The sequence below is a fragment of the Pseudomonas sp. B14-6 genome (assembly GCF_013260315.1).
GTDB lineage: Bacteria > Pseudomonadota > Gammaproteobacteria > Pseudomonadales > Pseudomonadaceae > Aquipseudomonas > Aquipseudomonas mandelii.
Genome location: NZ_CP053929.1, coordinates 1,270,788 through 1,283,675, shown reverse-complemented (window position 1 = coordinate 1,283,675; position 12,888 = coordinate 1,270,788). Strand labels below are relative to the sequence as shown.

The window sequence follows — 12,888 nt, the reverse complement described above, 5'->3', positions numbered from 1 at the left end:
AAGAGGTTTTAGTTAACAAATCCGAACCCCGGGCGTAGCGTGCTATCGAAGATTCTATCCACGCTGACGCCCAGAGGCTTCCCATGAACAGATTCGTGCTCGCCTGCACCGTACTGGCATTGAGTGGCCTGATGAGTCAGCTGGCCCAGGCCTCGCCACCATCGTCGATGCTGCTGGCCCAGAGCCCCACGGGCAATTCCAGCAACCCCTACAACAGCCCGATCCGCCGGGCCAATCCCAATAGCATGCAAGGCACACAACCCGCTGCCCCGGTCATTCGCGGGCCAAATACCGTCCCGGTGCCCCGTCCACCGACCCTTGATAACGGCAGCATCGGCAATCGCTATCCCCAGAACCATACCGCTCCCGCCAGCCCACCCAAATTCATTCCCAATCCGCCCCCTCGAGATGCAGGCACAAGCAACCGTTGAACGGCAGGACAGCGTTCTTGCCAGCTATTCGAACGACAAAAGGAATCGTGCATGTTGCGTAAAACCCTCTTGGCCACCTTCTGCGCCAGCATACTGATCACCGCCACGGCACCCGTTCTTGCGGCACCGCCCCGGGAGATGAAAAGCGAACAAGGCACCCTTGAGGTCTGGCAAGTTGCGAAGGGCCTGGAACATCCGTGGGCTCTGGCGTTCCTGCCCGATCGCAGGGGCATGCTGGTTACCGAACGGCCCGGCAACCTGCGAGTGGTGGATTACGATGGCAAGCTCTCGGCACCGATCAATGGGGTGCCAAAAGTCTGGGCCAAGGGGCAGGGCGGCTTGCTGGACGTGGTGCTGTCGCCCGACTTCAAGCAGGACCGGACGGTTTATCTGTCTTACGCCGAGGGCGGTGGTGCGGGCGACAAGGCCGGTACGGCGGTCGGGCGAGGCCAGTTGTCCGAGGACCTGAAAACCCTCAAGGACTTCAAAGTGATTTTCCGCCAGGAGCCGAAGCTGTCGGTCGGCAACCACTTCGGCTCACGATTGGTGTTTGATCGCGACGGCTACCTGTTCATCACCTTGGGCGAAAACAACGATCGGCCGACCGCTCAGGACCTCGACAAGCTGCAAGGCAAGGTCGTGCGAATCTACCCGGACGGCAAAGTGCCGGACGACAACCCCTTTGTCGGGCAGTCGGGCGTACGCCCGGAAATCTGGTCCTATGGCCAACGCAATCCGCAAGGCGCAGCGCTCAATCCATGGACTGGCGTGCTCTGGGAAAACGAGCATGGCCCACGCGGCGGTGATGAAATCAACATCATCGAACGCGGCAAGAATTACGGCTGGCCGCTGGCGACCCACGGCATCAACTATTCCGGACAACCAATCCCGGAAGCCGAGGGCAAGACCGCAGAAGGCGCCGTGGCGCCGCACCATGTCTGGGAAAAATCCCCCGGCCTCAGTGGCATGGCGTTCTACGACGCTGATCTCTTCAAGGCGTGGCAGCACAACGTGTTCATCGGTGCGCTGGTGAGCCAGGAGCTGATCCGCTTGCAGGTCGATGGCGACAAAGTGGTTCACGAAGAGCGCTTGCTCGGCGAACTCAACAAGCGCATCCGCGATGTGCGACAGGGGCCGGACGGTTACTTGTATGTGCTGACCGATGAGGACGACGGCGGGCTGTACAAGGTAGGCCTGAAGTAACCCGATTCGAATTCTCTGGGGGTTTTGTGGCGAGGGAGCTTGCTCCCGTCGGACTGCGGAGCAGTCGCTTGAATGGGGCTCTTCGCACCCAGCGGGAGCAAGCTCCCTCGCCACAGGTCTATTTTCGGCAGTAGATAATCACCGCCGCCCGAAGCTTGCCCCGGCCAAAACTGCACATCTTGTCGAACTCGCCGTGGCTGACCGGCAAATGCTGGCAGTCCATCGGTTGGCGATGTTGGCTGTGGTCCACATCCGGGTCGTGCAGGTAGACAAATTCGTCATCGCAATCGGTGACGATCACCCAATGCGGCGCCTTGGAGCGGGTCAGCCGATAGCTGCTGATCAGCACCAGCGGTTGTCCGCCATCGTCCAGTAGCCGAGGGAGGTTCAGCGGGCCGCCGATCACTCGCTCCACATCCGTCTCGAGTAGCTGCGTGGTGAACTCCTCGTGCACCAGACGCATTACGTCTTTTTTATGCTCATCGCGCACGCCATCGAGAAACAGCGGCCCTTCCATGCTCAGTTGCAGACGCACCCGAAATCCACGGCGCCATGCCGCCAGCGCCAGGCCTTGAGGGCTGCAGCCGCCATGGCCTGCGGTCATGAACACCGTCGTCGCCTCACGCCAGATTTGCAGTTCTTCGCGACGCTCCAGCCATCGATTGCCTTGCAGCGCTGCCATGGCCATTAACAGGCAGGCCGGGCCGCAAGTGAAATCGGTGGTCTGCCGGTACCACGGGACCTGGATGTTGCGCGAATCGCAGTGCTCAAGAATGCGTTTTTCCAGGCGCAGCGCATCGGCATGGTCCTGGTAATAATCATGGATCAGCGCGAAACGCCGGTAACCATTGCGCTCATACAAGGCAATCGCCGCGGGGTTGTCGATCCGCACCTCAAGGCGCAAGTAGGCGCAATCATGTTCAAGGGCGCAGGATTCGATGCGTTCGAGCAATTGCTTTCCCAGTCCGCTGCCGCGGGCCTCGGTCGCGATCGCGATCGAGTAAAGCCGCGCCAGCGAGGTGCCTCGGTGAAACAGCACCACCGCATAGCCGACCAATTGCTCGCCATGCTGGGCCACCAACAACTGCCCGTGCGCTCGAGTGATCATCCACAGAAAGCTGCGACTGTTGAGCCGGTCCGTGGTGAAACATTGCTGTTCGAGTTCCAGCAGCGCGGGTAAGTCTTCAACTACCGCCAAGCGAAAGACAGTGTTCATATGACCGCCGTAAAAGTTACGTAACGAAACGGGACTTTCGAAAAAGTTCGTGCTTAATAGGAAAGGTCTTGTTCTCCAACGGATCAATCACTATGTCAGCGGTACAAGGTCATTGGCGCGAAGTATCCGAGCAAACTTTGCCGGCAGCAACTTATTTAAATGACGCAGGCAGAACTTCAAGTCAGTTGATAATCATCGTCGAACGCAAGGAAGACTGGGCCTCGTATTTCCCTAGCGAGGATATTGTCAGCGCCCAGGAATACCTCGAGCAGACGCGGGACAACGAACAGGGCAAACGGGTCCAGGTGATCAACCTGTGCCGCAGCTACAAGTATCTGGGGCACGGCTATTACTGCTCGTTGCTGGCCGAAGCGCGGGGACACAAGGTCATTCCGTCGGTGCGCACCATCAGTGAGCTGACCAAGAAGTCGTTGTACGGTCTGGCCCTTGATGACCTGGATAAACCCCTGGAAAAAGCCCTCAGCAACCATCTTTACAGCGACACTGAAGGCTTTACCCTGACGTTGTACTTCGGCAAAACCAATATAGAACCCTTGCAGGATCTGGCACGGCAATTGTTTGAAGTGTTCCCCTGTCCGATATTGTTAGTTGATTTTCGCCGAACGAATGGCTGGCACATCGAAGGTATAAAGTCCGGGGCGTTGCATAAGTTACGTGAAGACCAGGAAGATCAATTTGCCAACTCTCTGGACAGTTTCAGTCGCAAGATCTGGCGTGTGCCACGCTCACGACGGCTGGCCCGTTATGACCTGGCCATCCTGCATGATCCGCAGGAAGCCTTGCCTCCTTCCAATGCGAAGGCGCTGGATAATTTCGTGCGCGTCGGTAAGACCTTGGGCATTGATGTCGAGCTGATCGAGCGCAAGGACTACGCACGCATTGCCGAATACGACGGCCTGCTGATTCGCGAGACCACCAGCGTTGACAACCACACCTATCGCTTTGCCAAAAAAGCCGAGAGCGAAGGGTTGGTGGTGATGGACGATCCGGCGTCGATCCTGCGCTGCACCAATAAGGTCTACCTGACCGACCTGCTCAAGAGCCATCAACTCGGCATGCCCGCCACCGAAATCCTTTATAAGGAACGACCGGAAGATTTCGAACGGGTCGGCGAGCGCCTGGGCTTTCCCTTGGTGCTGAAGATCCCCGACGGCTGTTTCTCCCGGGGCGTGATCAAGGTCGAAAGCCAGCAAGCCTTGCTCGAAGCGACCGCCGAACTGTTCGAACACTCGGTGCTGTTGCTGGCCCAGGAATTCTTCTACACCGAATACGATTGGCGTATCGGCGTGCTCAACCGCAAACCGATCTTCGCCTGCCAATACTTCATGTCCAAGGGCCATTGGCAAATCTACAACCACAAGGCCAAGGGCCAGGACATCAACGGCGAATGCCGCACCCTGGCGGTCCACGAAGCGCCGCGCGCCGTGGTGGACCTGGCCGTGAAAACCGCCAATCTGATCGGCGACGGCCTCTACGGCGTGGACCTCAAGCAGTCCGGCGACAAAGTGGTGGTGATCGAAGTCAACGATAACCCGAACATGGACGCCGGCATCGAAGATGCGTACTTGCAGGACGATTTGTATTCGCTGGTACTGGAAGAGTTCGTTCGTCGCCTGGAACTGAAACGTCGCGGCCAGGCCTGGTGATCGGCCGATGATCAAAAGCTTTCAACTGGACGGCGGCGCCTTGCATGCCGTCGAACGACTGGATGCCGAGGTAATGCTGTTCAGCAACCCCGATGCCGCCGAACGGGACCTGTTGCACAGCCATTTCAAGCTTGATGAGCACGCGTTGGCCTCGGCCCTGGACCCTGACGAGGTGTCGCGCATCGAGTTCCACCCCGACAACCTGTTCCTGATCTGGAAGCGCCCGGAAAATTACTCCGGTGCCGGCAGCCTGGCCTTTGAAGTGTCGTCCTGTGGCCTGTTGTTTTCTGCGCAGCGCTTGCTGGTGATCGCCACCGACGATGCGCCGCTGCACGGGCTCGGCACCCGACAGCGGCTGAACACGCCGCTGGATGTGCTGCTCGATCTGCTGTTCAACAACATCCATCACTATCTGGGCCACCTGAAGGTAATCAAGCTGGTTGCCCGTGAGTTGCAGCAGAAATTCAACGCCTCGATGCAGAACCAGCACCTGATCCAGATGTTCAACCTGAGCGAAAGCCTGATCTATTACATCAACGCGATTCACAGCAACGGCGCAGTGCTGACGCGGTTGCGCAATCATGCCGCCAAGGAACATTTCAGCGCCGAGGCCATCGGGCTGATCGACGACCTGATCATCGAAAACAACCAGTGCTATAAGCAGGCGGAAATTTACTCCACGGTGTTTTCCGGGCTGATCGACGCCCGGGGCAACCTGATGAACAACAGCATGAACAACCTGCTGCGCAAACTGACGTTAATCAACGTGGTGTTTTTGCCGCTGAACCTGATTGCGAGTATTGGCGGCATGTCCGAGTTCAGCATGATGACCGGGGACACGCCGTGGTGGGTGTCGTATCCGTTGTTTCTGACGGCGATGATGATTGGGGCGGGGGCGATGGTGCTTGGGCTCAGGCGGCTGGCGAAATGACGATGTCGACTGTCAGGCCGTCTTCGCGGGCAAGCCTCGCTCCTACAGGGGGATACGCTCCAATGTGGGAGCGAGGCTTGCCCGCGAAGGCTCTATCCGCAACACAACACTACTGTGGATCAAACTCGCTGGCGTGCATCGACGCAATTCCTGCGATTCTTGAGCCCCCGAACCACGAGGTACAACAGCGGCCCGACGGACACGAAAACCGCCGTAATCAGCAGATACGGAATCACCGATAACCCCGACTGCCCACGCTTGCGCGTATCCTGGTACATCCAGACGCCTGCAAGTGTCGCCAACAGATAAAGATCAATCACCACCTGCGCAGTATCCGGGCGTGACATCAAACCGATGCCGAAGTCGATCAACGACTGCTCCGCCTGAAGCATCACGGAAACGGTGTAGCCAGCAAAGGCGATCAAGGCAATGAGGGGCAGGGCGACAGACTTCATGGTTTCCTTCCTTGGGACAATGAGCGATGTCCGCCAGCCTACAGAGACCGAGGAAAATTGACCATTGACTTGCCCGCAACGCCCGGCTAATTTCCAGCCATGACTTCCACCGTATTGCGCTGCCAGCCAAGCATTATTACCGCCATTCCTTATTTGGCGGGCTAGCTCACGACTGCAGCACCCAACCCGCCCTAGAGGCGGGTTTTTACTTTCTGTCTCCTGGGCCCCGATCAATGTCAGGAGACGACCATGAGCAGCACCCCCGCCCAGCAGGCCTTGCTTGAGCACTATGTGAAAAAGATCCTCGCCGCGCCGGTGTATGAGCTGGCCGTGCGCACACCGTTGCAACCCGCGCCAGCGCTGTCCGAGGCCTTGGGTAATCAGATCCTGCTCAAGCGTGAGGACTTGCAACCGACCTTTTCCTTCAAGATCCGTGGCGCTTACAACAAATTGGTGCAACTGAGCGATGAGCAAAAGGCTCGGGGCGTGATCACCGCTTCAGCGGGCAATCACGCCCAAGGCGTAGCGTTGGCGGCGCGTGAATTGGGGATCGCTGCGACGATTGTCATGCCTTGCACAACACCAGCATTGAAGGTGCACGGGGTGCGCAGTCGGGGGCAGAGGCCGTGCTGCACGGCGAGAGCTTTCCGTTCGCCCTCGAATACGCCCTGAGCCTCGCCGAGCAAACCGGTTGCACCTTCGTCTCACCTTTCGACGACCCGGACGTAATCGCCGGGCAGGGCACCGTGGCCATGGAGATCCTGCGCCAGCAACAAGGCCCCCTGGATGCGATCTTCGTCCCGGTGGGTGGCGGAGGTCTGATCGCCGGCATCGCGGCGTATGTCAAATACCTGCGCCCGGAAGTCCGCATCATCGGCGTCGAATCAGAACATTCCGCGTGTCTGTACGCGGCGTTACAAGCTGGCGAGCGGATCGTCCTGCCCACCGTGGGCACGTTCGCCGATGGCGTGGCCGTCGCGCAGATTGGCGCCTATGGATTTGAAGTCTGCCGGTTTTGCGTCGATGAAGTGCTGACCGTCAGCAACGACGAACTGTGCGCCGCCATCAAGAATATCTACGACGATACCCGCTCGATCACCGAGCCCTCCGGTGCCTTGGCGGTGGCCGGCATCAAGAAGTACGTCGCTCAAACCGGTGCGTGTGGTCAAACCCTGATCGCGATCGACTCGGGCGCCAATATCAATTTTGACAGCCTGCGGCATGTCGCCGAGCGCGCCGCGTTGAGCGACGCCTCAGCGTGAGGAGGGGCGCTGCGGTTACTCTTGAACGGCTTTCTCGACCTTGTCCGACGCCGACCAAATCCGATAGCGGACTTCGACGTCCTTGGGCACGTAGAGCACGATCGGCAACTTGCTGTTGTAACGAAGCATGAAGCCGTCACCGACCACCGGCACAAACGCCTTTTTACTCTTGCCGTCGGGGCAGGCCATCATCGTGCTCATCGGGCCGATGACTTTTTCCAGACGGTAAAAGGGGTAGCCCCAGCCTTCAAGGTTTTTTTCCTCAAGGATACCGCCCAGACGTTGGCGATTGCAGTCCACCGTCAGCGTCTTGCCCGCCAGCACCTCAACCTGGAAGTTTTCTTCCTGTGGCTGCGGCGCTACATGAATGACCTGGCGGGTAAAACCGCTTTCCGGTTTAGGGAACGGCGCGACGGTTTCGAGCTTTGCTGCACAGGCCACGCTCGAAAGGCTGGCAACAATCAGCCCGACGGTATTGATACAGGTCAAAGAACCCATGATGCCTCCTTGCGTGTGAGTAGGGTCAGCGGATACTGGATTGGCAGGCGCATTCTTACTGCCGACCGCCACCAATGCAAACCCGGTCGGGAATGTATGCAAATTGCAGGGTTCAAACTGCCCTTTCTTGCAGATTGCATGAGGCCATTTTCAGGCATGTCCGTTAAATCATTGATTTACCGATGAGCTGCACGGCGAAATTTGCGGCATGTTTTATGCTCAAGCAGATCTTAAGTTGACCAGGACAGTATTGAGTCAGCTCTAACCACAAGGACGGTCTGCTGTGTGAAACGTAGAAACTCCGTCGACGGAAGAAACGGCGGGAGACTTCACCACGGACCGACGTTGAATTTTTCTGGCAGTCTCACAATCAGGAGAGGGTCGCCATGTTTCTTTCTGCCTTGGAACTTCGCAATATCGTTGAAAGCAGTTTTCTGCCGAAACGCTGTCAGTGCACGCTGTCGCCGGACCTATCGATGACTGTCAAGGTGTATTCCGATCGTGAAACCGATCACCTAGATCTGATGGTGACCGGAATCAATGCCAAAAAACTGAATGGTTGCCGTGAAATCAACGACCTGATTGTAGGCCTGCGCTCAGAGATGCAGCATCAGGAAGCGAGTCAGACACTGCATCCCGACAGGAAAGCGCTTTAACCCGCTGTTTCGAGTTCTGCTGATACGCGCCGGGTCTGGATAAACCCCAGTCCCAGCGCCGATTCGACCATCACCGCCAGCAATATGCCCGGCCCGGCATGGCCATTGAGCCATTCGCCAAAACCCAGTATCGCCAAGCCGAAACAACCCACGGTAAACCCGGTGCTCAGCGCATTGCGGGTGACCGACGGCGCCTCGTTCCGAACCAGATAAAACATCACGCCCAACGCCGCGAACAGCACTGCACTGCGTCGCGCGACAAACCCTGCCACAGACGAATACTCAATACTCCAGATTGCCAGCAACCCATCCGGCATCAAACCCCAGACCAGGGCCAGCAGAAAACAGAGGAGGGAAGTGAAGGTCGACACGATACGAAACGATAACTGCATGGCGGATCCTTGCGGCAGTGAGGGAGGCGCCAAAGCATAGCGCCTGATCCCTCACAGGAGTACCGCAAAGTGCAAAATCAGACCTTTCAGTCAGTTCTGATAACTGCAAGCGTCAGAAAGCTTCCGGTAGCTGATTTCTTCAGGCTTGCCTGACGTATCGATGTACTTCATGTCAGCCGTGATCACTTTGCATTCCAGCGTGTTCGGCTCAGTCAGCGCGACCACTTTGCCGATGTTCAGCGGCATGCCGTAGTGATAGGGGGTGGCTTGCGAGGGCGACGTGTCATTGGCCTGCGCAAGACCAGTAAACGCGGTGCAGGCGAGGGCGGGAGTCATCAGCAGCATACGGATGTTCATGGGACGATCTCCAGTGCGGACGTTGAGTCAGTTCGACGGATAAAGCGTCGAACCTGCCGCACTGGGCGTCAGAGGAACCTGAGGGCGTGCGGTCCAGTAAAGTCTTGGACCGCGGAGTTAAGCGATGGTTAACCCGGTTGAATGCCGCCTGTCGTGAGGTTTTTTCTGTCGGATGATTCGTTAGGAAAGCGTCTACGAAGTCTTCGGCTTGGTCCTACAAAGACAGACGCCTTGTCGACTTTCGCCGGATGGGGTGAAGCGACTACTGTTTGGGCTCGCTGCAAAATCAGCGGACAGGTTTGGTCACCTGATTCCATCACATTTGTGTGCCATCATTCGCGCTTCGGACTTCTCAGTCCTCGTAGTGCGTTGCAATGGCGGCTGTGTGCTGGACGCCTTCGGGCGAGCCGATTTGATGGCGTCGGTTGACCAAGCCTGTACACAGCCGCCTCCCATCGTTTGGTCACGGTGCTGGCGATTACTAACTGCTCATCGAGTAATTACTATGCCAACGTTAAACCCGTTTCCCGATCGCTATCGCTCAATCAACAGCAGCGTTACCGACTCAAGTCCTTTGGTGATCGACACCGAAGCCAATCCTCAAGACATCCTCGAAGCCGCTCTACAGCGGGTCCGGGCCTCCAGTCAGCTGCTTGAAACGCTCCACTGCCAATGCTTCAAGCACGGCGATGTTCAGGATATCCCGCACATTACCCATGCGGTTTACCTTCTGACTCAGGACGGCTGCGACCTATTGCAGGTTGCCCAACAGCGGATGATGGGGTGGAAGGCACCGGTCTGACGCCACTGCGGTACATAACAAGCCAGTCTCCTGCGGACACTGGCTTGTTTACACGCGTACCGAGTTAAAGTATTCCTGAAAACTACGCTGTCCTCAGGTCACTGCTGCTTGCATCAGGAATCATCGCGAGCTGGACCTCGACACTGTTTTCTTTTTTTGCCATCCAGCGATCTACGTTAATTTTATGTTCCGGTGCTTGAGTGGCGGAGCCGTAGATGTCCTCAGGCACTAGTTTGAGGAAGCTAAGGGTGTGAATCCGTTGTCTTGATGTATCAAGCCGTCCAATTTCTGCTCTCAACACATTTGCCTCTTGCTGGTACTGCCGACGGTCAGATTGGTAAGCGAACCTCAGTTCAGCTTCTTTCGCCTTCAGCCGCTCCTGCATCTCTTGCAATTGGTAGTAAACCTGGTCGTACTCTGTTTTGGTAACCACGGTAGTCCCGCTTTCCTGGGTTTGCTGCCAGCGGCGCAATGTTGCCCAAGCGTACGGAATGTAGGAGGGCACCATGTAGTGATCGCTCATCTGGAACAGTTGCATCACAAAAGCATCACGGTCGGGCATATCGCCGAACTTTTTCAATGCCTTGGTGCAAGCCGCCTCTTCGATAGAGTCGCAACCTGGGTCCCAGAGAACCGCGGATTGCTCGCGCCCTTTAAAATGAACGGGCATGAAATGGTGCAGATTACCCTGGTGTTCGTATGGAGCACCGCCAGTTCGCGACAGGCCTATAGCGAAAATAAGTGCGCCTAAAGGGCGGTGACAAAACTGAGGACCACGCCGGGCATCCAGATACTTTTGCGAGTGTTCATCCAGGGCGCGGGAACACTTGGAATAGGGTCGTTGCTGTTGACCATGCGGTGATGGGCCAAGTCTGCCGCGCCGTTGACGAAGTCGGCGTCGCCGGCTCGTGGCGAGCCGTAGGTATAAAGCAATATGTCGTACGCATTTGGACTGCGTCGTAATGCTTCTGCGAGCAACGTCGCGATTGCCCCGCCTAGGCTATGTCCGCAAATAATGATCTTTTGCCCCGTGTGGAACTGGTCGAGGTAAACCTGAACAAATTTACTCATCGCCTTATAGGCCTTGTAGAAACCTTGGTGCGTTTTACCTACACCTTCTTCAAATGGAACTTGCTCTGCATCGGTGTCTCGCACAAAGTCCACGAGTTCTTTCGTTCCACGGACGGAAATCAGAATGACTTCGTCATGGTGGGTTATGAAAGCCTGAGTATCACTACCACCTTTTACTTTCCCATCATCAAAGAAATGCCATTTTGCAGGACATTCCTGCTCTTCGCCTAATTCAGGTTTGTTTTTTTCGTAGAGTGTCGGATCAAATGGTAGGACTTCGAAACGCTTCGAGTACGGCACATCTTCATAAAGCGGGTAGTAAGGGGTCGTCTGGGCTGAATTGATTTTCCAAGCTTCTTTGAAACTAGCCAGTCCATTCCCAAACAAGTATCCGACGCTCGGATCAAGAGGGAATTTGACAGTGTCTGTTGGCTGTTCGGCCGGTTCTTGACCAAAATCACAGTAGCTAAGACTGGCAAACAAAGAAAGCTGATACAAATTCAACGCGCTGAATTTATTGTCTTTTGAAAGCATGGGCCGAAAAGAGCGTAATGGACGAACTTCAAGAGCTGTGTGCTTTTCTGGAAGCAACACAACTCCCCATAGGCCCGGTTTTTCTTGACCGAATCCTAGGTCACCCATTAAGTTTAGAAGATTGTGATTCGGTGGGTATTTGCTTTTTGACTCAGGAGGAAGATGGGCATGTATTTTAACTAGGTGTTGAACTTCGACGTGAAAAAATTGGTCAGCTTTCGCTTTTGCAGGATTATTTTCAACCCGTAGGCCATCCTTGCGAATAAAGCGGGTTGTTTCGGCTCGCACCTGTAATTCGGTAATTTTTAGAGGGTAACTCGGTCGTGTCATTAGAGATTTATAGAGCTTATCGTCTCCTTTGTAGCCGCTATCAACTGTGAGAATGACAGGGCCTTCGTAATAGTCGCAAACCTTGGCGAAACCTTCAGAATCTAAAATCCCTTCATGGGATTGCTCGGTACTATCAACAAGTTTGTAGGCTAAACCGGCATAAGGTTTACCATTCCCTGACTCATCCACTAGTTGAAAACTAACCCACGTGCCTCTGAGTGGGCAAGCTTGTTTAGTGTCAGTCATTAGCGGTTGTACTGGCTTCTTTGCTGGCATGTGTGAATTTCCTTATTCGGTGCAAGCCGGATAGACGGTGCAGTCACGTCCATCGGGCATTTTGAAGGGTTTAAAGTCAGTTTTATTGTCTCCGCAGAACGCATAAGGATCCTCAAGGCTGTCACCCATGCAACGCTTCCAGCCAGACGGGAATTTTACCCAGTTATCACCTACGGCCGGTCTTTCTTCGCTTGAAATAGCAAAAACTACTTTAACCGTCTTTCCTACCAATTGAGCACGTTGCAGCGGACCTTTTGCAACTGCGCCACTTTCCTGTTCAGGCGTTGCCACAGATTTACATTTTAGAATTTTAGCTATGTAACGATTGGGACCTACCGTACGAAACAACCATTCGCACTGTTTCTGTAGTGTCGTAGGTGAAGGAGGGCTGAGATTGTCCGCAATTCCATCCTGAAACGAAATCCCTGTGTAATCCCTGCCTAAATTGAGGCGGGCAGCTCCGTATTTTGCGTCGACCTCATATCCGAAACTTTTAAGTACTAAAGGGCAGCCTCCTTCATTGCTTACCAGTGGGACTTCGAAATGTGCCGTCTGCGCTTCGTTATTAAGTTCTTGCTCAAAAAATTTTTTGCCAGGGTAATTACGCCCATTGCGAGGCGGGATCGTACAATTCTCTCCCGTTCTAGGCACATAAGACGCTTCGCCTTTAATGCTGAATCCGGGTGGCAGTTCAGTGATCAGCGTAAAGCTATCCTGTTGTGCGACGGAGCAACCTGTAGCCCCAAACGCTCCCAAACCGATAGCCGCTGCTCGAACAAGTCCAGTGTAAAAGTCGCGATAAAGCAT

12 protein-coding genes and 2 pseudogenes are annotated in these 12,888 nt (G+C 55.6%); 7 read left to right on the top strand and 7 right to left on the bottom strand.

What is annotated here, in order from left to right:
• Positions 1-83: 83 nt before the first annotated feature.
• Positions 84-431: a hypothetical protein gene (locus HP062_RS05800; RefSeq protein WP_172791049.1), complete on the top strand. Its 348-nt coding sequence runs from the start codon at positions 84-86 to the stop codon at positions 429-431.
• A 51-nt stretch (positions 432-482) separates the two neighbouring features.
• Positions 483-1,634, top strand: coding sequence for a PQQ-dependent sugar dehydrogenase (locus HP062_RS05795; RefSeq protein WP_172791048.1), 1,152 nt, complete (start codon positions 483-485; stop codon positions 1,632-1,634).
• A gap of 118 nt (positions 1,635-1,752) precedes the next feature.
• On the opposite strand, the gene rimI is transcribed toward HP062_RS05795, so the two are convergent.
• Positions 1,753-2,850 (bottom strand): ribosomal protein S18-alanine N-acetyltransferase, encoded by a 1,098-nt coding sequence (gene rimI, locus HP062_RS05790; protein ID WP_010460510.1) that lies wholly within the window; start codon positions 2,848-2,850, stop codon positions 1,753-1,755.
• Between the two features lie 92 nt (positions 2,851-2,942).
• On the opposite strand from rimI, the gene HP062_RS05785 reads away from it, so the two are divergent.
• The gene (locus HP062_RS05785; protein ID WP_256666104.1) at positions 2,943-4,517 is read left to right on the top strand and encodes a RimK family protein; all 1,575 of its coding nucleotides are present in this window, start codon (positions 2,943-2,945) and stop codon (positions 4,515-4,517) included.
• A gap of 7 nt (positions 4,518-4,524) precedes the next feature.
• Positions 4,525-5,448 carry a magnesium transporter CorA family protein gene (locus HP062_RS05780; RefSeq protein ID WP_010460506.1) on the top strand — a complete coding sequence of 308 codons (924 nt, stop codon included), beginning with the start codon at positions 4,525-4,527 and terminating at the stop codon, positions 5,446-5,448.
• 119 nt (positions 5,449-5,567) lie between these two features.
• Here the strand turns inward: HP062_RS05780 and HP062_RS05775 are convergent, their stop codons facing one another.
• On the bottom strand, positions 5,568-5,903 hold the full coding sequence (locus tag HP062_RS05775) for a DUF2834 domain-containing protein (protein ID WP_172791047.1): 336 nt from the start codon (positions 5,901-5,903) through the stop codon (positions 5,568-5,570).
• A 249-nt stretch (positions 5,904-6,152) separates the two neighbouring features.
• Between HP062_RS05775 and ilvA the strand changes: the two are divergent.
• Positions 6,153-7,153: pseudogene (gene ilvA / locus HP062_RS05770) on the top strand (threonine ammonia-lyase, biosynthetic); the annotation flags it as partial.
• Positions 7,154-7,180: 27 nt separating this feature from the next.
• Here ilvA and eco read toward each other — a convergent pair.
• Complete coding sequence (gene eco / locus HP062_RS05765) at positions 7,181-7,663, bottom strand: serine protease inhibitor ecotin (protein ID WP_083376697.1); 483 nt, start codon at positions 7,661-7,663, stop codon at positions 7,181-7,183.
• Positions 7,664-8,049: 386 nt separating this feature from the next.
• On the opposite strand from eco, the gene HP062_RS05760 reads away from it, so the two are divergent.
• Positions 8,050-8,319: a DUF1652 domain-containing protein gene (locus tag HP062_RS05760; RefSeq protein ID WP_102593504.1), complete on the top strand. Its 270-nt coding sequence runs from the start codon at positions 8,050-8,052 to the stop codon at positions 8,317-8,319.
• Here the strand turns inward: HP062_RS05760 and HP062_RS05755 are convergent.
• Positions 8,316-8,711 carry a hypothetical protein gene (locus HP062_RS05755; RefSeq protein ID WP_102593503.1) on the bottom strand — a complete coding sequence of 132 codons (396 nt, stop codon included), beginning with the start codon at positions 8,709-8,711 and terminating at the stop codon, positions 8,316-8,318. The genes HP062_RS05760 and HP062_RS05755 overlap by 4 nt on opposite strands.
• A 90-nt stretch (positions 8,712-8,801) precedes the next feature.
• Positions 8,802-9,068, bottom strand: a complete 267-nt coding sequence (locus tag HP062_RS05750; protein WP_172791046.1) for a DUF2790 domain-containing protein — start codon at positions 9,066-9,068, stop codon at positions 8,802-8,804.
• A gap of 505 nt (positions 9,069-9,573) precedes the next feature.
• On the opposite strand from HP062_RS05750, the gene HP062_RS05745 reads away from it, so the two are divergent.
• Positions 9,574-9,870 carry a hypothetical protein gene (locus HP062_RS05745; protein WP_172791045.1) on the top strand — a complete coding sequence of 99 codons (297 nt, stop codon included), beginning with the start codon at positions 9,574-9,576 and terminating at the stop codon, positions 9,868-9,870.
• Between the two features lie 82 nt (positions 9,871-9,952).
• On the opposite strand, the pseudogene HP062_RS05740 reads toward HP062_RS05745, so the two are convergent.
• Together HP062_RS05740 and HP062_RS05735 are read right to left on the bottom strand one after the other, a co-directional pair.
• Positions 9,953-12,081, bottom strand: a pseudogene (locus HP062_RS05740) (lipase family protein).
• A 12-nt stretch (positions 12,082-12,093) separates the two neighbouring features.
• A complete protein-coding gene (locus tag HP062_RS05735) occupies positions 12,094-12,888 on the bottom strand; it encodes a hypothetical protein (protein WP_077747822.1) in 795 nt (264 codons plus the stop codon).